General features: G+C 70.8%; 18 protein-coding genes. 15 read left to right on the top strand and 3 right to left on the bottom strand.

Features of this window, described 5'->3' with window-relative positions; all coding sequences use genetic code 11:
• Window positions 1-136 precede the first annotated feature (136 nt).
• Window positions 137-946: an enoyl-CoA hydratase/isomerase family protein gene (locus ACQ5SO_RS13105; RefSeq protein WP_430942060.1), complete on the bottom strand. Its 810-nt coding sequence runs from the start codon at window positions 944-946 to the stop codon at window positions 137-139.
• 162 nt (window positions 947-1,108) lie between these two features.
• Between ACQ5SO_RS13105 and ACQ5SO_RS13100 the strand changes: the two genes are divergently transcribed.
• Complete coding sequence (locus ACQ5SO_RS13100) at window positions 1,109-1,735, top strand: MarR family winged helix-turn-helix transcriptional regulator (protein ID WP_430942059.1); 627 nt, start codon at window positions 1,109-1,111, stop codon at window positions 1,733-1,735.
• Window positions 1,736-1,783: 48 nt separating this feature from the next.
• Window positions 1,784-2,773: an NAD(P)H-dependent flavin oxidoreductase gene (locus ACQ5SO_RS13095; protein WP_430942058.1), complete on the top strand. Its 990-nt coding sequence runs from the start codon at window positions 1,784-1,786 to the stop codon at window positions 2,771-2,773.
• Between the two features lie 203 nt (window positions 2,774-2,976).
• On the opposite strand, the gene ACQ5SO_RS13090 is transcribed toward ACQ5SO_RS13095, so the two are convergent.
• Window positions 2,977-4,545, bottom strand: a complete 1,569-nt coding sequence (locus ACQ5SO_RS13090; RefSeq protein WP_430942057.1) for a class I adenylate-forming enzyme family protein — start codon at window positions 4,543-4,545, stop codon at window positions 2,977-2,979.
• Window positions 4,546-4,698: 153 nt separating this feature from the next.
• Here ACQ5SO_RS13090 and ACQ5SO_RS13085 point away from each other — a divergent pair, with 153 nt between their 5' ends.
• The 5 genes from ACQ5SO_RS13085 to ACQ5SO_RS13065 all read left to right on the top strand — a co-directional run bounded on the left by ACQ5SO_RS13085 (window position 4,699) and on the right by ACQ5SO_RS13065 (window position 10,558).
• Complete coding sequence (locus tag ACQ5SO_RS13085) at window positions 4,699-5,811, top strand: hypothetical protein (protein WP_430942056.1); 1,113 nt, start codon at window positions 4,699-4,701, stop codon at window positions 5,809-5,811.
• A gap of 104 nt (window positions 5,812-5,915) precedes the next feature.
• On the top strand, window positions 5,916-6,464 hold the full coding sequence (locus ACQ5SO_RS13080; RefSeq protein ID WP_430942055.1) for a TRAP transporter small permease: 549 nt from the start codon (window positions 5,916-5,918) through the stop codon (window positions 6,462-6,464).
• An 89-nt stretch (window positions 6,465-6,553) separates the two neighbouring features.
• Window positions 6,554-7,861, top strand: a complete 1,308-nt coding sequence (locus ACQ5SO_RS13075; RefSeq protein ID WP_430942054.1) for a TRAP transporter large permease — start codon at window positions 6,554-6,556, stop codon at window positions 7,859-7,861.
• A 49-nt stretch (window positions 7,862-7,910) separates the two neighbouring features.
• A complete protein-coding gene (locus tag ACQ5SO_RS13070; protein WP_430942053.1) occupies window positions 7,911-8,771 on the top strand; it encodes an IclR family transcriptional regulator in 861 nt (286 codons plus the stop codon).
• Window positions 8,772-8,998: 227 nt separating this feature from the next.
• Window positions 8,999-10,558, top strand: coding sequence for an AMP-binding protein (locus tag ACQ5SO_RS13065; protein WP_430942052.1), 1,560 nt, complete (start codon window positions 8,999-9,001; stop codon window positions 10,556-10,558).
• An 89-nt stretch (window positions 10,559-10,647) separates the two neighbouring features.
• On the opposite strand, the gene ACQ5SO_RS13060 is transcribed toward ACQ5SO_RS13065, so the two are convergent.
• Window positions 10,648-11,847, bottom strand: a complete 1,200-nt coding sequence (locus ACQ5SO_RS13060; protein ID WP_430942051.1) for an acetyl-CoA C-acetyltransferase — start codon at window positions 11,845-11,847, stop codon at window positions 10,648-10,650.
• 101 nt (window positions 11,848-11,948) lie between these two features.
• On the opposite strand from ACQ5SO_RS13060, the gene ACQ5SO_RS13055 reads away from it, so the two are divergent.
• The 8 genes from ACQ5SO_RS13055 (at window position 11,949) to ACQ5SO_RS13020 (ending at window position 20,471) form a co-directional block, all read left to right on the top strand.
• Complete coding sequence (locus tag ACQ5SO_RS13055) at window positions 11,949-14,075, top strand: 3-hydroxyacyl-CoA dehydrogenase NAD-binding domain-containing protein (protein WP_430942050.1); 2,127 nt, start codon at window positions 11,949-11,951, stop codon at window positions 14,073-14,075.
• The gene (locus ACQ5SO_RS13050) at window positions 14,072-15,217 is read left to right on the top strand and encodes an acyl-CoA dehydrogenase family protein (protein ID WP_430942049.1); all 1,146 of its coding nucleotides are present in this window, start codon (window positions 14,072-14,074) and stop codon (window positions 15,215-15,217) included. The genes ACQ5SO_RS13055 and ACQ5SO_RS13050 overlap by 4 nt, the downstream gene beginning before the upstream one ends.
• Before the next feature lie 26 nt (window positions 15,218-15,243).
• The gene (locus ACQ5SO_RS13045; RefSeq protein WP_430942048.1) at window positions 15,244-15,663 is read left to right on the top strand and encodes a hypothetical protein; all 420 of its coding nucleotides are present in this window, start codon (window positions 15,244-15,246) and stop codon (window positions 15,661-15,663) included.
• Window positions 15,664-15,677: 14 nt separating this feature from the next.
• A complete protein-coding gene (locus ACQ5SO_RS13040; protein WP_430942047.1) occupies window positions 15,678-16,049 on the top strand; it encodes a MaoC family dehydratase in 372 nt (123 codons plus the stop codon).
• 76 nt (window positions 16,050-16,125) lie between these two features.
• A complete protein-coding gene (locus tag ACQ5SO_RS13035; protein WP_430942046.1) occupies window positions 16,126-17,031 on the top strand; it encodes an SDR family NAD(P)-dependent oxidoreductase in 906 nt (301 codons plus the stop codon).
• Window positions 17,031-17,855, top strand: coding sequence for a citryl-CoA lyase (locus tag ACQ5SO_RS13030; protein ID WP_430942045.1), 825 nt, complete (start codon window positions 17,031-17,033; stop codon window positions 17,853-17,855). The genes ACQ5SO_RS13035 and ACQ5SO_RS13030 overlap by 1 nt, the downstream gene beginning before the upstream one ends.
• A 70-nt stretch (window positions 17,856-17,925) precedes the next feature.
• Window positions 17,926-19,041, top strand: coding sequence for an NAD(P)-dependent alcohol dehydrogenase (locus tag ACQ5SO_RS13025; protein WP_430942044.1), 1,116 nt, complete (start codon window positions 17,926-17,928; stop codon window positions 19,039-19,041).
• Window positions 19,042-19,043: 2 nt separating this feature from the next.
• Window positions 19,044-20,471, top strand: coding sequence for an aldehyde dehydrogenase family protein (locus tag ACQ5SO_RS13020; RefSeq protein WP_430942043.1), 1,428 nt, complete (start codon window positions 19,044-19,046; stop codon window positions 20,469-20,471).
• Window positions 20,472-20,616: the final 145 nt, after the last annotated feature.

Raw genomic sequence — 20,616 nt, 5'->3', positions numbered from 1 at the left:
AAAATGACGCTTTAGTTTCGCACAGCGATATCTGCGGGCCGCATGCGAAACCCCTGGACGTGACGACGCCCCGGCGGCCTGCGGGGCCGTCGGGGCGTCATGGGCGGGACCGGGCGCGGCGCGGACGCCGCGCGGCTCAGCGATAGTCGAAGCGCAGCGGCTTCTTGTTGGTGAACCGCTCCACCGCCTCGCCGTTGTAGCGGCTCGAGAGGCAGATCGACTGCGCCTGCTGCTCCAGCGCCAGCAGCGTCTCGGCGTCGGTCTCCAGCGCCTGGCCGCTGATCCGCTTGGTCAGCTCGAACGCCGCCGGGTTGCCCTCGGTCATCATCCGGGCCGAGGCCCAGGCGCGGTCCATCAGATCTTCGGGGGCGACGACCTCCATCACCAGGCCGATGCGCTGCGCTTCCTCTGCGGTGACGGTGCGGCCGGTGTAGAACATCTCCTTCGCCCGCTGCGCGCCGACGGCGCGGGGGAGGGAGTAGAACAGGCCCCCGTCGGGCACGAGGCCGACCCGGCAGAACGAGGCGTTGAAGGCCGCGCGGTCGGTGGCGATGATGAAATCGGCGACCAGCGCGATGCCGAGGCCGGCGCCGTAGGCGGGTCCGTCCACGGCGGCGATCACCGGCACGGGCAGGCCGCGCAGGGCGCGCACCCAGCCATGCATGTGGCGCAGGCGGCCGAGGTAATCCTCGGCCCCGTCATAGGTCCCGGCCTCGCGCTCGGCGTTCATGGCCTTGAGGTCGCCCCCGGCGCAGAACACGCCGTCCGAGCCGGCGATGATCACCGCGCGCAGCGAGGCGTCGTCGGTCAGCTCCCGCGCCGCGGCGGCCAGCGCGTCCTTCAGGGCCTGGTTCAGCGGGTTGCGCTTTTTCGGGTTGGTCATCTCGAGCAGCGCGATGCCGCCCTCTCGGGTGATGCGCAGCGCCTGCGGGGCGTCGTCGGTCATCTCGGCCTTCCTCCCATCCGGTCGTGATGCTGGGGGGCGGTCGGGGCCGCCATCCCTGCCTGTCATTGCGGGCCAGAATTAGTTATCTTGCTAATAGTGAGCAAGCGAATTAATTTTGGGTCCCCGCCGATCCCGGCGGCAAGGCCCGAGGGAGCGCGCCGCATGGCCCCGACGATCGCCCGGACAGACGCCGCCGACAGGCCCCAGGACGCGCCCGGGACGGGGGCCGCGCCCGGGCCCGGCGACGCGCGCCGCGCCCCCGCCGATCCCGCCGCCGATCCGGCGCGCGACGGGCCGCTGTTCCAGGACATCGCCCGGTTCCGCGGGATCCTGTTCGACCGCCTGCTGCGCCCGCACGACGTCACCATGGCGCAAGGCTGGGCGCTTCTCCACCTCTCACAGGCCGAGCGGGCGGAAAAAACGGAAGACCGTTCCGAAACCGCCCCCAACCCCAACCCCGCCCCCGCCGCCGCCGCCGCCGCCCGGCGGGGCATGAGCCAGTCGGACCTCGCCCGGCGGCTCGAGATCGGCGTGGTCGCGACCTCCAAGCTGATCGACCGGCTCGAGTCGCGCGGGCTGGTGGAGCGGCGGGTGGACCCGGGCGACCGGCGTTCCAACCGCGTCCACGCGACCCCGGCCGGGCGGGCGCTGCTGCGCGCGATGGCCGAGGTGCAGGCCGAGGTCGACGCCCTCGCCGCCGCCGGCATCGACCCGGCGGAGCTGGAGACCGCGCTGCGGGTCCTCGCGGCCATGCGCGGCAACCTGCGCGCCGCCATCGCGCGGGGCTGAGCGCGTCCGCGCCCGCGCCCTCCCCTCCCGACCGAGCCCGGAGATCCCATGCCGCTTCCCGCCGCCTTCGCGCGCCTGCGCCTGCCGCTGATCGGCGCGCCGATGTTGATCGTCTCGGGGCCCGAGCTGGTGATCGCCCAGTGCAAGGCGGGGATCGTCGGCGCCTTCCCGGCCCTCAACGCGCGCGAGAAGGACGGCCAGTCGCTGGACGCCTGGCTGGCGCGGATCGAGGAGGAACTCGACCGTCACAACCAGGCGAACCCCGACCGCCCCGCCGCGCCCTACGCGGTCAACCACATCGTCCACAAATCCAATGCGCGGCTGGAGCGGGACCTCGAGATCTGCGAGCGGCGCAGGGTCCCGGTCTGGATCACCTCGCTCGGCGCCCGCCCCGAGGTGAACGCCGCCGCCCATGCCTGCGGCGGCCTCGCGCTGCATGACGTCGCCAGCGACCTGCATGCCCGCAAGGCCGTCGAGCGCGGGGCCGACGGGCTGATCGCCCTCGCCGCCGGGGCCGGTGGGCATGGCGGCACCCGCGCGCCCTTCGCCATGGTGCAGGAGATCCGGGCCTGGTTCGACGGGCCGCTGTTCCTCGCCGGGGCGATCGGGACCGGGGATGCGCTGCTCGCCGCCCTCGCGATGGGGGCGGACGGGGGCTATGCCGGCTCGGCCTTCATCGCGGCCGAGGAGGCGAACGCCGATCCGCGCTACAAGCGCATGGTGGTCGAGGGCGCGGCGAAGGACATCCTGTGGACCGGCCATTTCGCCGGGGTCCCCGCCAATTACCTGCGCCCCGCCATCGCGGCGGCGGGGCTCGACCCCGACGCGCTCGGGCCGGGGCAGGGCGTGACCAGCTTCGCCGAGGACCGCGAGGCGGATCGCCCGAAGGCCTGGAAGGACATCTGGAGCGCCGGGCACGGCATCGGCGCCACCCGCGCCATCACCCCGGCGGCCGAGACCGTGGCGCGGCTGGAGGCCGAGTTCGCCGCCGCCCGCGCCCGCCTCTCGGCGCAGCTCGCGGCCCTTTCGGCGGACTGAAGCCCCCCACCGCGCAACACGGGCGAAACGAAATGCGCCGGACAGGGCGGCCCCCCTGTCCGGCGCTGGTTGTGAAGGCCCGCGGTCAGGTCCCCCGCGGGCCTTGCCGTCACGACGCCGGGCGGAGGAATATTGCCCGCGCCATGACCCATGCGCCCCCGCCGCGCGGGGGCCGCATCCCTGTTCCGAGGGGGCGCGCCCGCTCAGAGGCGGTCCTTGAGCAGCGCCTTCTGGATCTTGCCCGTCGGGCCGATCGGCATGGCCTCGAGCACGATCACCTCGGAGGGCACCTTGTAGGCGGTCAGCGACTCGCGCGCGAACGCGATCACCGCCGCCGGGTCCACCTTGCGGCCCGGGGCGGCGGTGACGAAGCCCACCACTTCTTCATTCCCCGGCACGGCGCGGCCCAGCACGGCGGCCTCCTGCACGTCGTCATGGGCGCTCAGCGCCGCCTCCACATCCGCCGGGTAGACGTTGAAGCCCGAGCGGATGATGACCTCTTTCTTCCGCCCGACGATGGCCAGCATCCCGTCCGGGCGGATCTCGCCAAGGTCCCCGGTGGCCAGCCAGCCGCCCGGCATCAGCACCTTGGCCGTCTCCTCGGGCGCCTTGTAATAGCCCTGCATGCAGAAGGGGCCCTTCGCCCAGATCTCGCCGCTCTCGCCCGCGGGGACGTCGCGGCCCTCGTCGTCCACGATGCGGATCTCGACCCCGGGCGAGGGCAGGCCGACCACGTTGCTCGCCGCCTCCATGCCCATGGGCACGCGGGTGACGGGCACGAACTCGGTGGCGCCGTAGCCGTTCGAGAGGGTGACGCCGATCACCTCCTTCACCTTCGCCTTCAGCGCGGGGTCGAGGCTCGCGCCCCCGCTCCCGGCCGCGCGCAGCTTCGCGCCGGACATGTCGAGGCCCGCGGCCTCGATATGCTCCAGCATCCGGGTGTAGAGCTGCGGAACCGCGACCATCATCGTCACCTCGCCCGCCGCGACCTGCTCCACGAGATGCGCGACCGAGAACCGGGGCGCCACGTGCAGCCGCGCGCCGGCGGCGAAGGCCGACAGGACGTTGGAGGAGAGCCCGATGGAATGCGCGATGGGCGAGACGAGGTAGATCGAATCCGCCGTCGAAAGCTCGCGGTTGATGACCTGCGCCTCGGCCTGCGCGAGCAGCGTCGCGTTGGACAGCATCACCCCCTTGGGCGTGCCGGTGGTGCCCGAGGTGAACATGATCAGGCCGAGATGCGACTCGGCCTCGGTCAGCGGCGCGACATCGGCGGCGGGCAGGGCGTGGATCTCGCCGATGGAGGCGTCGGCATAGAGGGGGGCTGCGCCGAATTCGGCGGCCAGCGCCTGCGCCGCGCCGCCGCCATCCACCAGCGGGAAGGCGATGAGGCGCGGCTGCGCGAAATCGGCGATGGCCTGGATCTCGGAGGCCTTCATCCGCGCGTTCAGGATCGACACGCAGGCGTCGAGCCGGTTGGCCGCGGTGACCAGGGTGATGGCCGAGGCCGAGTTCTCGGCCGCCAGCAGGATGCGGTCGCGCGGGCGCAGCCCGGCGGCGGTCAGCGCCGCGGCGACGGCGTCGACCTCGCGCTCCAGCTCGGCCCAGGTCAGGCGGCGCGCGCCTTCCTCGATGGCGATGGCGTCGGGCCGCTCGGCCGCCCAGCGGGCGACGAGTTCATGGAACCGCGCATGGCGGTCCGCAAGCCGGGCGGCGGGCCGGGCGGCGGGGGCGTCGGAAGCGGCGGCGGGGGCGATGTCGGCGGCGTTCATGGATGGTCCTCCCTCGATCCATGGTCCATGGAAATCGCCGATCGGGGAAGCGGAATCAACCCCGTAAGTTTCGCACAGTGGTATTTACCATTGTTTTTTTGAAATAGTGGCGCCACAAACAGCCTGGATGCGATCCATGGGAGGACCAAAGGCATGAGCAAGACCGGAACCCTCGGCGCCGCCGTGATCGGCGCCATCGGCGCCATCGTCGCGACGGGCGCCGCGCAGGCCCAGAGCGTGTCCTACGGCACGTTCATGCCGCAGAATCACCCGATCAACACCGAGGCCGTGACCCCGTTCTTCGAGCGCATCACCGCGGCCACCGGCGGCGCGGTCACGCTCGACCTGCAGCCCGGCTCGGTCGTCACCGGCACCAAGACCACGCTCGAGGGCATCTCCTCGGACCTCGTCTCGGCGGGCTACGTCGTCGACGTCTACATCCCGTCCTCGCTGCCGCACTCGGTGATGATCACCAATCTCGGCATGCTCGGCGCCTCGCCGCTCGCCGGCACCGCGGCGGTGACCGAGCTGCAGCTGCTGAACTGCCCGGGCTGCGCCGAGGAGATGGCCTCCTACGACGCCAAGACCTTCGTCGTGCAGCGCATCACCGACTACATCCTCTACTGCCGCGAGGGCATCGAGACCTCCGAGGACCTCGTCGGCAAGAACATCAAGGTCAGCTCCAACTGGTCGCTGATCGTCGAGAAGCTCGGCGCCAACCCGGTCAACGTGCAGGCCTCGGAGATGTACGAGGCGTTCCAGCGCGGCCTGATCGACTGCGCCGTCGCCCCCGAGGTGTGGCTCGACGTCCGCTCGCTCTGGGATACCGCCAAGGTGGTGTTCGAGCTGCCGCTCGGCGCCTTCCAGGGCGGCCACCTGATGGCGATGAACGCCTACCTGTGGGAAGACTTCGACCAGGCCGCCAAGGACGCCTTCATCGCCAACATGCCCTCGCTGATCACCGAGGTGACCGAGGCGTATCTCGGCGGCGACCGCAAGGCCCGCGCGGGCGCCGAGGCGAACGGCGTGAAGTACATCCCGGCCGACGACAAGTTCAAGGCGGTGCTGGCCGAGGCGCGCGCCGAGGTCGAGGCGCTGGCGATCAAGCGCGGCCAGGACGCCGGCGTCGCCGACGCCGAGGCCACCGCCGCGAAGTTCAAGGCCCTGATCGCCAAGTGGGAGGCCATCGAGGCCGAGGCGGGCGGCGACATGGACGCGTTCGAGGCGCGCCTGAAGGCCGAGATCTACGACAAGATCGACTACTGATCGCCATCTGAACCGCGCACGGCCCCGCAGCGGCGGGGCCGCGCGCCGCAAGGGCCGCGCGCATGCCGCGCCCGCGGCCGACACGGAAGGGGGAGGCCTTCGCCATGTTCAGCCTGTTCGAGAAGGGCGTGACGCTCGCCGCAAAGGCGTCGTTCCTGGTCGGCGCCGTCGCCATGGTGCTGATGATGCTGCATATCGGCGGCGACGTGATCGCGCGCACGCTGTTCAGCACGCCGCTGCCCGGCACGCTGGAGATCACGGCCGAGTGGTACATGATCGCCATCGTCTACATGCCGCTGGGCCTGATCCAGCTGCGCGATTCCAACATCGCCGTGGACCTGTTCACGCAAGGTCTGTCGGACAAGGTCCAGCACTGGCTGCGGGCGCTGACCAGCGTCGGCGCGCTCGCCTTCGTCTATTGCTGGGCCGTCGCCTCGTATGACCTGGCCGAGAAGAAGACCAAGCGCGGCGCCTTCATCGACAGCGGGTTGATGGAGATCCCGACCTGGCCGGTCTACTGGGCCTGCTTCGTCGCCGTGCTGCTGCTGGGCCTCGCCACCGTGGTGGTGCTGATCCGCGCGGTCCTCGATGCGCGCGCCGCCGATGACGGCGAGCACCCGGCCCATCACGACACCCCCTCGGGCGGCGTCTGAGCGCCCGGCGCGCGCCCCCGCCGCAAGGGGGAGGCGCGCCGCTCCGCCGACCTTTTCCTGAATTTCCAGCTACGGGCCACGCGCACATCATGGAACCGGCTACCGTCTTCATCTTCGCCCTGCTGCTGCTCTTCGTGCTGCTGGCGCTGCGCATGCCGATCGCGATCGCGCTCGCCATCGTGTCGGCCGGGGGGATCTTCTTCATCCGCGGGCCGCGCGCGGCGATGTCGATGCTGGGGTCCGAGACCCACAGCTTCGCCGCCCACTGGACGCTGAGCGCGATCCCGATGTTCCTGCTGATGGGCGCCTTCGCCTTCCATGGCGGGCTGACCACGTCCCTGTTCAAGGCCGGGCGGATATGGCTGTCGCGGCTGCCCGGCGGCCTTGCGGTCGCGACCAACGTGGCCACCGCGATGTTCGCCGCCTCCTCCGGCTCCTCGCTCGCCACCTCGGCGGCGATGACGCGGCTGGCGGCGCCCGAGATGCTCAAGGCGGGCTACGCGCCCTCGCTGGCGACGTCCGTGATCGCCTGCGCCGGCACCATCGGCGCGCTGATCCCGCCCTCGATCCTCTTCGTCGTCTACGCCTGGTACGCGCAGGAACATGTCGGCAAGCTGCTGATGGCGGGCCTGCTGCCGGGCATCCTGACGGCGGTGATCTACTCGCTGCTCATCATCCTGCGCTGCAAGTTCAACCCGTCGCTGGCGCCGGCCGTGGACGACCACTTCTCCTGGCGCGACCGGTTCTCGGTGCTGAAAGAGATCTGGCCGATCCCGTTCCTGATCGTGGTGGTCATGGGCTCGATCTATGGCGGCGTCGCCACGGCGACCGAGGCCGCGGCCCTCGGCTCCGTCGCCACCCTCGCGCTGGTGATCGCGCGCGGCGATTTCTCCTTCTCCTTCTTCCGCGGCTCGGTCGCGGACGCGCTCTCCTCCTCGGCCTCGATCTTCTTCGTGGCGCTGGCGGCGGCGCTGTTCTCGAAGCTGCTGGCGCTCTCGGGCATCCCGCCCATCGTCGGCGACTTCATCGAGCGCAGCCAGATGTCCGAGCTGCAGCTGATCCTGGTGGTCGTGGTCCTGTACCTGCTGCTGGGCTTGTTCCTCGACCCGATCGGCATCCTGCTGATCACCCTTCCGATCCTGCTTCCGGCGTTCGAGACGCTCGACATGAACCTGATCTGGATGGGCGTGATCATCGTGAAGATGATCGAGATCGGCCTGCTCACGCCCCCGGTCGGCCTCAACGTCTTCGTGGTGAAAAGCGTCGTGGGCGACCAGGTGGAGCTGCGCGACATCTTCCGCGGAGTCATGTGGTTCCTGCTGGCCGAGATCGTTATCATGGCCCTCATCATCGCGTTCCCGCAGATCAGCCTCGTTCTGCCGAACATGATGGACTGAGCGTAGAGCAGGCGATCCCCCGGCTAAGGGGGGCGGACAGGAGAACCACATGGCGCAGGCCCCCGAACGCAGGCACGACGCGACGACGCACCCGTCCGGGCCGTCGCGCATCTTCGCCGCCCGCTCGCTCGAGAGCCTCGAGGCCGAGTATGGCGAGGACCGCAAGTTCATCTGGTCGGTGGCCCGCGCCATGCAGCTTCTGCAGGCCTTCCGGCTGCGCGACGGGGCGATGGGCAACAACGAGCTGTCGGAGAGCACCGGCATCGCCAAGGCCACGGTCACCCGCCTGACGCACACGCTGACGGAACTGGGCTACCTGAAGCGCGACGGGTCGCGCAAATACTACCCGTCGCCGACCCTGCTGACGCTGGGCTACACGGTCCTCGGCAAGCTGCGCGTGCGCCAGATGGCCCAGAGCGGGATGCAGGAGATCGCCAACGCCTCCAACGCCTCGGTCGCGCTGTCCTGGCCCGAGGAAGACACCATGGTCTACGTCGCCGCCAGCGCGGCGGCGGGGGCGGACGGGCTGCTGCTCGATGTCGGCTCGCGCGTCTCCATGGCCAACACCGCCGTCGGGCGCGCCTATCTCGCCTGTCTTTCGGACGAGGAGATCGAGGCGAAGTTCAAGCGTTGGGAGGTCCTCTACGGCGCCGCCTGGCCCGAGCTGCGCGAGCGGGTGCTGCGCTCGATCGAGGAGGTCCGCACCCGCGGTTTCTGCGTCGTGGACCGCGAATGGCGCAACAACGTGCGCGCGGCGGCGACGCCGATCTACGACGCCGACCACCAGACCTACATGTCGATGAACTGCGGCGGCCCGGCCTTCGTGCTGGACGAGGCGAAGCTGGTCGAGGAATGCGGGCCGCGGCTCGTGCATCTCGCGGCCAAGCTCGGCTGGCGGTCCCCGTGGTGAGGGCCGCGCGCGGCTGACCGGCCGCGCCGAAGGCATCCCGGCCCCCGGCATCCCGGGCGGCCCACGCACAGACACAAGGCGCCGGGCGCAGCCCGGGGGCGTCCGCGCGCCCCCGGGACCGGCCGCGCCATGCCGAATGTCCGGCGTCCCCCGATGGGAGGGGGGCGCCGCGCAAGACCGCCGCGCCGGGCCCCCTCGCCCGCCCGCGGCAAGGGAGGAGACCCGAGATGGACGCCGCCGCAGAGCTTCACCAGACCGCCACCGACGCCGCCCTCGCCCTGCGAGCGCTGCGCCGCTACCCGGACCGCATCGCCTTTCGCTGGGATGGCGGCGAGATGACCTATGCCGAGACCGAGGCCCTGATCGCGGGGCTGCAGGTGGAGCTGAAGGCCCTCGGCGTCGGTCCCGAGCAGGCGGTGGCGATCCTGTCCTCGAACCGGGTCGAGGCCTGGTGCACCGTGGTCGCCACCCAGGCCCTCGGCGGCGCGGTCAGCAACCTGCACCCCATGGCCTCGGCCGAGGTGCACGAGGCGCAGATCCGGGAGCTGTCGCCCGTCGTCGTCGTCGCCGACGATGAAAGCCATGCCGAGACCGCCGCGGCGCTGGCGAAGGCGCTGCCGGACCCGGCGCACCTGCTGCTGGGCGGCGGCGAGACCTCGCTGACCGCCCGCGCGCGCCGCCACGCGGACGCGCAGGTGGTGAATGTCGGAACGCCCGAGATGACCGCGACGCTCAACTTCACCGGCGGCGCCACGGGGCGGCCCAAGAAGGTGGTGCGCACCCAGGGCGGCGTCGCGGCGATGACCCTGTCGGTGCTGGCGGATTACGACCTGCCGAAGGCGCCCCGGTTCCTCGCCGTCGCGCCGATCAGCCACGTGGGCGGCACCAAGATCGTCCCGACCCTGCTGCGCGGCGGCATGGTGCGCATGGTCCGCGGCTTCGACCCCGCCCGGGTGCTGGAGCTGATCGAGGCGGAGCGGATCTCGGTCGCGCTGCTGGCGCCGACGATGATCTACGCGCTCCTGGACCACCCCGACGTCAAGACCCGCGACACCTCCTCGCTCGAGCTGCTGCTCTACGGCGCGGCGCCCATGTCGCCGCTGCGCCTGAAGCAGGGGCTCGACACCTTCGGGCCGGTCTTCGCGCAGTTCTACGGCCAGACCGAGTGCTACCCGATCACCTTCCTGCCGCCCGAGGATCACGACCCGGAGCGCCCGGAGCTGCTGATGTCCTGCGGCCGCCCCGTCTCCCAGGCGCAGGTGAAGCTGCTGGACCCCGAGGGGCGGGAGGTCGCGCAGGGCGAGCCCGGAGAGATCTGCGTGCGCGCGCCCTCGGCCATGACCGGCTATCGCGACCGGCATGACGAGAACCTGGTGGCGCTGGAAGGGGGCTGGCTGCACACCGGCGACATCGCCGTCGCGGATGCCGAGGGGCGGCTCTATATCGTCGACCGCAAGAAGGACATGATCGTCTCGGGCGGCTTCAACATCTACCCGAAGGAGGTCGAGGACGTGCTCTACGCCGAGGAATCGGTGGCCATGTGCGCCGTCATCGGCGTCCCGCATGACAAGTGGGGCGAGGCGGTCATGGCCTATGTCGTCCCCCGCGCCGGCGCCACGATCACGGCCGAGCAGGTCACCGCGCTGGTGAAGGAGCACAAGGGCGCGATCCAGGCCCCGAAGGCGGTGGAGATCGTCCCCGACCTGCCGCTCACCCCGCTGGGCAAGATCGACAAGGTCGCCCTGCGCAAGCCCCACTGGGAAGGGCGCGAGCGCGCCGTGGGCTGATCCGGGGCAGGGGGAAGCGGCCCCCCCTTCAAACGAAAAACGCCGCCGGGGACGACCCCGGCGGCGTTTTCATGCGGCGGGCGCGCGGGTCAGACCCGCTCGATGATCGCCGCCGTGCCCATGCCGCCCGCAACGCAGAGCGTGATCAGGCCGACCGACTTGTCCTGCCGCTCCAGCTCGTCCAGCACCGTGCCCAGCAGCATCGCGCCGGTGGCCCCGAGGGGGTGGCCGAGCGCGATGGCGCCGCCGTTCACGTTGACCTTGGAATGGTCGAGCCCCAGCTCCTCCATCGCGAACATCACCACCGAGGCGAAGGCCTCGTTGATCTCGAACAGGTCGATGTCATTGATGGTCATGCCCGCGCGCTTCAGCGCCAGCTCGGTCGCCGGGACCGGGCCGGTCAGCATGATCGACGGCTCGGAGCCGATATTGGCCCAGGAGCGCAGCTTCGCCCGGGGCTTCTTGCCGAGCTTGGCCTCCGCCGAGGCGTCGCCCATCAGCACCGCCGCGGCGCCGTCCACGATGCCGGACGAATTGCCCGCGGTGTGGACATGGGTGACCTTCTCAAGCTCCGGATAGCGCAGCTTGATGCGCGCATCGAACGCCGCCTTGCCCGCCGCCTCGAAGGCCGGTTTCAGCTTGCTTAAGCTTTCCACCGTGGCGCCGGGGCGCATGTGCTCGTCCCGCTCGCACTCCACCAGCCCGGCGGAATTCTTCACCGGCACGATGGATTTCGCGAAGCGCCCGCCCTGCACGGCCGCCGCGGCGCGCGCCTGGCTCTCGGCCGCATAGGCGTCCACGTCCGTCCGGCTGAACCCGTATTGCGTGGCGAGCACGTCCGCGCCGATGCCCTGGGGGACGTAGTGGGAGGCGATGGTCTCGCGCGGGTCCGAGGCCCAGGCCCCGCGATCCGCGCCCATCGGCACGCGCGACATGCTCTCGACCCCGCCGCCCACGGCGATGTCGCACATGCCCGCGCCGATCTGGCCCGCGGCCTGGCCCACGGCGTCGAGGCCCGAGCCGCAGAAGCGGTTGATCTGCACCGCGGGCACCTCGATCGGCCAGCCCGCCGCCAGCACCGAGGCGCGGGCGATGTCGCCGCCCTGTTCGCCCACGGGAACCACGCAGCCCATGACCACGTCGCCCACCAGCGCGCCCGACAGATCGTTCCGCTCGGACAGCGCGCGCAGCGGCGTCGCGCCAAGCTGGATCGGGCTGATCGCCGCCGCGCCGCCATTGCGTTTGCCGCGGGGCGTGCGCACCGCGTCGTAGATATAGACTTCAGACATGGAATCCTCCTCTGAGTGAAAATTAAATTTCACTGAGCGGTATTGCAATCGCCAATTTGCCTCGGTAGAGACCTATCAAGCACCAAGGGAGGAGCCGCATCATGTCGCAAGCAATCCGTGTCGAGAAAGCCGCCGACGGCATCGCCACCGTCACCTGGGATGCGGCGGACGCCTCGGTCAACGTGCTCTCGGGCGCGGCGAAGGCCGAGTTCATCGCGGCGATGGACGCGCTGATCGCGGATGAGGCCGTGCGCGGCGTGATCCTCGCCTCGGCGAAAGAGACCTTCATCGCCGGCGCCGACCTGACCTTCATCCAGAGCCTGCGCGGCCGCCCGGCGGAAGAGATCGCGCCCCTGCTGACCGTCTTCCGCGACGCGCTGCGCCGGATGGAGAAGGGCGGCAAGCCGGTGGTCGCGGCGCTGAACGGCTCGGCCCTCGGCGGGGGGCTGGAGCTTGCGCTGGCCTGCCGCTTCCGCGTCGTCGCGGACAACCCCAAGGCCCGGTTCGGCCTGCCGGAATCCACGCTGGGCCTGATCCCCGGCGCGGGCGGCACCCAGCGCCTGCCGCGCCTCGTCGGCATCGCCAAGGCGGTCCCGATGATGCTCTCGGGCAAGCCGGTGACGGCGGCCGAGGGCGCCGCGATGGGCCTTTTCGACAAGCTCGTCGCCCCCGCGGACCTGATGGCCGAGGCGCGCGCGATGATCGACGCCTGCACCGACCCGGCCCAGCCCTGGGACGGCCGCGGCTTCATCGCCCCCGGCATGGACGTGGAATCGCGCCAGGCGCAGGGCTTCTTCCAGATGGAATCGGCCAAGCTGCACGCCAAGACCCGCGGCAACTTCCCCGCGCCCGTCGCGATCCTGTCGTGCGTCTACGAGGGCATGCGCGCCCCGATGGACGTCGCCCTGCGGATCGAATTCGCCAAGGTGCTGGAGATCTTCCCCGGCGAGGTCGCCCAGAACACCGTGCGCACGTTCTTCTTCACCCAGAATGACGCGCGCAAGGCCAAGGCCCGCCCCGAGGCGCCCGCGCTGACCGTGACCAAGCTCGGGATCCTCGGCGGCGGCACCATGGGCGCCGGCGTGGCCGAGGTCGCCGCGAAGAACGGCGTCGACGCCGTGGTGATCGAGCGCGACGCCGAGGCCGCCGCCGCCGCGTTCGACAAGGTGAAGGCGGGGCTGGAAAAGCAGATCTCCCGCGGGTTCCTGACCGAGGCGAAGCGCGACGCGATGGTCGCCCGCATGACCTTCACCGACGATTTCGCCGCGCTCGAAGGCGTGCAGGCGATCATCGAGGCGGTGTTCGAGGACCGCGAGGTCAAGCGCGAGGCGACCGCCAGGGCGCTGGCGGCGGCGGGCGAGGACGTGTTCTTCGGCTCCAACACCTCCAAGATCCCGATCACGGGCCTGGCCGAGAATTCCCCGCGCCCCGACCGCTTCATCGGGATGCATTTCTTCAGCCCCGTGCCGCGCATGCCGCTGCTGGAGATCATCCGCGGCGAGAAGACCTCGGACGAGACGCTGGCCCATGCGCTCGACATCTCGAAGCTGCTCTCGCGGGTGCCGATCATCGTCAATGACGGGCCGGGCTTCTTCACCTCGCGCTGCGTGTCCTCCTTCGTGAACGAGGGCATGGCGCTGCTGCGCGACGGGGTGCAGCCGGCGGCCATCGAGAACGTGGCCACCGCCGCGGGGATGCCCGCCGGGCCGCTGATGCTGGCCGACGGCGTGGGGCTCGACCTCATGCTCCAGGTCCGCAAGCAGGAGGCCGTGGACAAGGGCCGCGGCGGCGAGATCACCCCCGAGATCGCCGTCCTGACCAGGCTGGTCGAGGCCGGGCGCCTTGGCCGCAAGAACGGGCAGGGCTTCTACGACTACACCGCCGAGGGCCCGTCCCTCTGGGCCGGGCTGGCCGAGTTCTGGCCGCCCGAGGCGCAGCAGCCGAGCCCGCAGGCGATCCAGGACCGGATCCTGCACATCCAGGGCCTCGAGGCGATCAAGTGCTTCGAGGAAGGCGTGATCGAGCGGCCCGAGACCGCCGATCTCGGCTCCGTCCTTGGCTGGAGCTTCGCCAAGCACACCGGCGGCGTGTGTTCTTACGTCGATCTCGTCGGCACGCCGAAATTCCTCGCCGATTGCGAGGCGCTGGCGCAGACCGCCGGCGAGCGGTTCACCCCGCCCGCGCTGCTGCGCGAGATGGCGGCCGAGAACAAGGGGTTCTACGCATGAGCTTCCTGTCCTTCCCGCGCCCTTACCGCGACGACCACGAGATCTTCCGCGAGAGCGTCCGGCGCTTCATCGCGGACGAGATCCTGCCCCATCACGAGGAGTGGGAGCGCCAGCACCGCGTCTCCCGCGACGCCTGGCTGAAGGCGGGGCAGATGGGCCTGCTGCTCTGCGCCGCGCCCGAGGAATATGGCGGCGGCGGCGGTGATTTCGGCCATTCGGCGGTGATCATCGAGGAGCTCTCCCGCGTCGGCGCCACCGGCCCGGGCTTCCCGCTGCATTCCGACGTCGTGGCCCCGTACCTGGTGAATTACGGGACCGAGGCGCAGAAACAGGAATGGCTGCCGAAGATGGCCCGGGGCGAGGCGATCACCGCCATCGCCATGACCGAGCCGGGCGCGGGATCGGACCTCGCCGCGATCAAGACCACGGCGAAGAAGGACGGCGATGATTACGTCATCAACGGCCAGAAGACCTTCATCACCAACGGCCACAACGCCGACCTGATCATCGTCGTCGCCAAGACCACGCCCGAGGCCGGGCGGCGCGGTGTCTCGCTGTTCCTGGTGGAGGCGACGCGCGAAGGCTTCTCCCGCGGGCGGTCGATCGAGAAGATCGGCCAGCACGCGCAGGACACGGCGGAGCTGTTCTTCGAGAACGTGCGGGTGCCTGCCTCGAACATGCTGGGCGAGGCGGACAAGGGCTTTCGCTACCTGATGGGCGAGCTGGCGCAGGAGCGCATGGTGATCGCGCTGCGCGCCGCCGTCACGCTCGAGGCGATGCACGAGGCGACGCTGAATTACACGCGCGAGCGCAAGGTGTTCGGCCAGCAGGTGTTCGAGTTCCAGACGGCCAAGTACCGCCTGGCCGAGGCCGCGGCCGAGATCGCCATGTGCCGGACCTGGATCGACCGCTGCCTCGACGCCCACCTGCGGCGCGAGCTGACGCCCGAGATGGCCGCCGCCGCCAAGCTCACCTCGACCGAGATGCTGGGCAAGTGGCTCGACATCTTCCTGCAGCTGCATGGCGGCTACGGCTATACCCGCGAATATCCCATCGGCCGCGCCTGGACCGACTGCCGCGTGCTGCGGATCTATGGCGGCAGCTCCGAGATCATGCGCGAAATCATCAGCCGCAAGCTGTGACCGGCGCCGGAAAGGGAGAGCAGGACATGAGCGATCACGAGGCGCCGGCGATCCCGGCGGGCGACGTCTGGACCTGGGCCGATTTCGAACCCGGGCTGGCGCTCAACACCGTGTCGGTGACCCTGGACCGGGCCAAGCTGGACCTGTGGGAAGAAGTCTACGGGCCCGGCCCGTCTTACGGCCTGCCGCGCGGGCTGCTGGTCTCGGCCATGGTCGAGGCCTTCATCAAGTCGGGCCAGCCGCGCCCGGCGGGCAACATCCACGCCTCGCAGGAACTCGCCTTCGAAGGCCCGGCGCCGAAGCTCGGCGACGTGCTGACGGTCAAGGCCGCCTGCGCGGGCAAGGAGATCCGCAAGGACCGCAAGTGGGTGACCATCCGCACCGAGGGGCGGATCGACGGCGAGATCGTCTGCCGCGGCGATTTTCTCATCATCTGGAAGCTGTGACGGAGGACCCCGCGATGCTCTTGACCGAGATCCCCCCGCGCAGGCTTCAGGCGACCGCCGACAAGGTCGCGAAGCACGCCGAGCTGGTGCAGGACTTCAACCCCCTGCACCTTGACGAGACCTTCGCCGCCAAGACCCCCTTCGGCGGGGCCATCGTGCACGGGTCGATGATGATGAACCTGCTGGTCGACGCGCTCGAACGCGCGGGCGGCCCGGGCTTCGCCTCCGGCGCGCTGAAGCTGCGCTTCGCCGCCCCGGCGATGGTGGGCGAGACGCTGACCGCCTCGGGCGCCGCGCGCGAGGGGGAGCCGGGCGTCTGGGACGTCTGGGTCGCCCGCGCCGATGGCGTGAAGGCGGTGACGGGAACGCTGACGACCGCGGCCTGAACGGGCCGCGGCGAGAGAGATGAAGGGCGCCGCCCGCCCGGGCGCGCGCCCCGCAAGACAGACGGGAGAGAAGACCATGTTGGACGGAAAAGTCGTTCTGGTGACCGGCGCGGGCGGCGGCATCGGCAAGGCCCTGGCCCTCGGGGCCGCGAAGGCGGGCGCCTCGGTGGTGGTCAACGACCTCGGGGCCACGCTGACCGGCGACCGGCAGACCGGCTCGGCCGCGCAGGCGGTGGTCGACGAGATCCTGGCCATGGGCGGCGCCGCCGTCGCCAACGGCGACAGCGTGGCGGACCCGGACGGGGCCGAGGCGATGGTCCAGGCCGCGATGGACACTTTCGGCCGGCTGGACGCCTGCGTGAACAACGCCGGCATCCTGCGCGACGGCTTCTTCCACAAGATGTCCTTCGAGGATTTCGAGTCCGTGATCCGCGTCCACCTGTTCGGCGCCTTCAACGTCTCGAAGGCCGCGTCCCCGGTGTTCCGCGCGCAGGAGAGCGGCTCGCTCATCCACATGACCTCGACCTCGGGGCTGATCGGGAACCTGGCGCAGGCCAACTACTCGGCCGCCAAGCTCGGCATCGTGGCGCTGTCGAAATCCATCGCGCTGGACCTGGCGCGCTGGAACGTCCGCTCGAACTGCATCGCGCCCTTCGCCTGGTCGCGCATGACCTCGAACATCAAGGTCGACTCGCCCGAGCAGGAAGCCCGCGTCGCCAAGCTGCGCGAGATGAAGCCCGAGAAGATCGCGCCGCTGGTCAACTTCCTCGCGGGCGATGCGTCCAGGGACGTCACCGGGCAGATCTTCTCGGTGCGCAACAACGAGATCTTCCTGATGAACCAGATCCGCCCGATCCGCTCGGTGCATCGCGGCGAGGGCTGGACCGAGGAGACCGTCGCCTCCCACGGGATGCCCGCGCTCAAGGGCTCGTTCACCCCGATGGACGTCTCGGCCGACATCTTCCCCTGGGACCCGGTGTAATGGCCAGGCGCAAGCCCGAGCTGACCTCGAAGATCGGCTGGTCGACCCCGGACAGGATCACGGTCCACGGGCTCGACCTGCCGACCGAGATCCTCGGGGAGATGAACCTCGGGGACCTCGCCTTCCTGCTGGTCAAGCACCGCAAGCCGACGCCCGAAGAAAGCCGCATGTTCAACGCGGTGGTCATCACGCTGGTGGAGCACGGGATCACCCCGTCCGCCATCGTCGCGCGGATGACCTATCTCGGGGCGCCGGAATCGCTGCAGGCGGCGGTGGCGGCGGGTCTGAACGGGCTCGGCTCCGTCTTCGTGGGGTCCATGGAGGGCGCGGCGAAGATGCTCTACGACGCGCTGCCCGAGGATCAGGTGGGGACCGGCGTCGATCTCGACGCGCTGGCGGTGAAGACGGTCGCCGACTACCGCGCCCGGAAGCAGATCGTCCCCGGCCTCGGCCACCCGGTGCACAAGCCCATCGACCCGCGCACCCCGCGCCTGTTCGAGCTGGCGGCGCAGAACGGGTTCTCGGGCGAGTACATCGCGCTGATGCGTAGTATCGGCGCCGAGGCGGAGGCCAAGGCGGGCCGACCGCTCGCCATCAACGCCACCGGCGCGCTCGGGGCCATCTGCTGCGAGATGGGCTTCCCGTGGTTCATCACCCGCGGCTTCGGGACCATGGCGCGGGCCATCGGCCTCGTGGGCCATATCCTCGAGGAGCGGGAGAACCCCATCGCCGCCGAGCTGTGGCTGCGCACGGATGAAGAGATCCTGCGCAATTGCGGCCCGGACGCGGCGAAGGCCCCCGACAAGGCCGACCACAAGGGCTGAAAACGCCCCCCGCGCCGCCCCCGTCCCGGGGCGGCGCGACCCCATGGACATCGGGCGAAGGGAGGCCCCCATGACCGACATCATCGCCGCCGTGGTCGACGCACCCGGCGCGCCCTTCGACGTGCGCGCCATCACCCTTGGCGACCCGGGCCCGGGAGAGGTGCGGGTGCGCATCGCGGGCGTCGGCATCTGCCACACCGACCTTGTGGCCCAGGCGGGCTGGTTCACCGCGCCCATGCCCGCGGTCTTCGGCCATGAGGGTTCGGGGATCGTCGAGAGCGTCGGGCAGGGCGTGACCAAGGTCGCCCCCGGCGACCGGGTGGCGCTGTCCTTCCTCTCCTGCGGCTCCTGCGCCTGCTGCTCGCGCGGCGAGCCCGCCTATTGCGCCGACATGACGCCGCTCAACTCCTCCGGGTCGCGGCCCGACGGGACGACGCCGCTGAAGGACGGAGACCGCGACGTGGCGGGGGCGTTCTTCGGCCAGTCCTCCTTCGCCAGCCATTCCATCGCCTCGGAGCGCAACGTGGTGAAGGTGCCCGAGGGGGTGCCGCTCGACATCGCCGGGATCCTCGGCTGCGGGGTGCAGACCGGGGCAGGGGCGGTGCTGCGCTCGCTCGACTGCGCGCCCGGCTCCTCGCTCGTCGTGTTCGGCATCGGGGCCGTGGGGCTGGCGGCTGTGATGGGCGCCAAGCTGCGGGGCCTGTCCACCGTCATCGCCGTCGAGATCCACGAAAGCCGCCGCGCGCTGGCGCTGGAGCTCGGCGCCACCCACGCCATCGACCCCACCGCGGAAGACGCGGCCGAGGCGATCCGCGCGATCCTGCCGGGCGGCGTGGACGCCGTGCTCGACACCACCGGCCTGCCGCAGGTCGTCGACACCGTCCCCGCCATCCTCGCCAAGCGCGGCCAGTTCGGCTTCGTCGGCATCCCGCCCGCGGCGCAGATCGACCTGAAGCTGCCGGGCACGCTGATGGGCGCCATGCGCAACGGCTGGACCTTCCGCGGCATCATCGAGGGGGACTCGGATGTCGACGGCTTCCTGGCGGAGCTGATGGACGAATACCTCGCCGGGCGCTTCCCGTTCGACCGGATGGTCGCCCGTTACCCGCTGTCCAAGATCAACGAGGCCGTCGCGGACCAGCACGCGGGCCGCTACCTCAAACCCGTGCTCATCCCAGGAGAATGACGATGCTTGACCAGGCCGCGCCGCTGCAGGCGAAGATGCTGACCCATGGCGCGCTGACCGACGGGTCCGCGCGGATGGAGGTCCTCAACCCCGCCACCGCCGCCGTGATCGGCGACGCCCCGCGCTGCTCGAAGGAGGAACTCGACGCGGTGATGGACGCCGCCCGCGCCGCGTACCCCGCCTGGCGCGACGCGCCAGAGGCCGTGCGGCGCGAGGCGGTCTCGGGCCTCGCCCCGCGGATCGAGGCGCATTTGGGCGAGATCGCCGCGATCCTGACCGCCGAGCAGGGCAAGCCGCTGGCCATGGCCAAGGGCGAGATCCTGTCGCTGCTCAACTTCCTGAAGGCGCAGGCGAAGATCGAGCTTCCGGTCGTGGTGAACGAGGATCACGACAAGCGCGTGAGCAAGACCTGGCGCGTGCCGCTCGGCGTCGTCGCCGCGATCTCTCCGTGGAACTTCCCGGTGATGCTGGCCTGGTGGAAGATCGCCCCGGCGCTGCTGGCCGGCAACGTGGTGGTGCTGAAACCCGCCCCGCAGACCCCGCTGGCCGCGCTGAAGGTGGCCGAGCTGGTGGCCGACCTGTTCCCCGCGGGCGTCCTCCAGGTGATCTCGGGCGGCGATGAGCTCGGCCCCTGGGTCACCGCGCATCCGCAGGTCGACAAGATCAGCTTCACCGGCTCCACCGCCACCGGCCGCCGGGTGATGGACAGCGCCGCGCCGTCCCTCAAGCGCCTGACGCTGGAGCTGGGCGGCAACGATCCGGCGATCGTGTTCGACGACGTGAACGTGAAGAAGACCGCCGCCAAGCTGTTCTGGGCCGCGTTCTCCAACTCCGGCCAGATCTGCATCGCCGCCAAGCGCGTCTACGTGCAGCGCGGGATCTACGACGCCTTCCGCGACGCGCTGGCCGAGGTCGCGGCGCAGGTGAAGGTCGGCGACGGCGCCGAGGAGGGGACCCTGGTGGGCCCGATCCAGAACCGCACGCAGTTCGACCGGGTGAATGAGCTGCTGGCCGACAGCCGCGCCGCCGGGCACCAGTTCGCCTTCGAAGGCGAGGCGCCGCAGGGGCCGGGCTATTTCATCCCCGTCACCATCCTCGACAACCCGCCCGAGGACAGCCGCATCGTGCGCGAGGAGCAGTTCGGCCCGGTCCTGCCGCTGCTGGTTTTCGACGACGAGGACGAGGTGATCGCGCGCGCGAACGACACCGAGTACGGCCTCGGCGCCACGATCTGGACCGATGATCTCGACAAGGCCGAGCGTGTCTCGCGCCGGATCGAGGCCGGGACGGTCTGGATCAACGAGGCGATCTACCTGAGCCCCGACGCGGCCTTCGGCGGGCGCAAGCAGTCGGGCCTTGGGGCCGAGCATGGCGAGGACGCGATCATGGCGGTGACCGAGCCGCAGACGGTGGTGATGCGCCGCGGCTGAGGCCCGGACGCTTCAGCAGAGACGGCGAAAGGCGGCGGGGCGACCCGCCGCCTTTTCCCGTGGCTTGAAGGAGAGCGCCCGCCGCGCCCTCGGCGCGGCGCGGGCGGCCGAGCGGGGGGCGCGTCCCCCCCGAGGCCGCCCGCAC

Origin of the sequence: Rhodovulum sp. DZ06, from assembly GCF_050586345.1 — a bacterium.
Classification (GTDB): domain Bacteria; phylum Pseudomonadota; class Alphaproteobacteria; order Rhodobacterales; family Rhodobacteraceae; genus JBOCEF01.
This window is presented reverse-complemented; position numbering and strand designations above follow the sequence as displayed.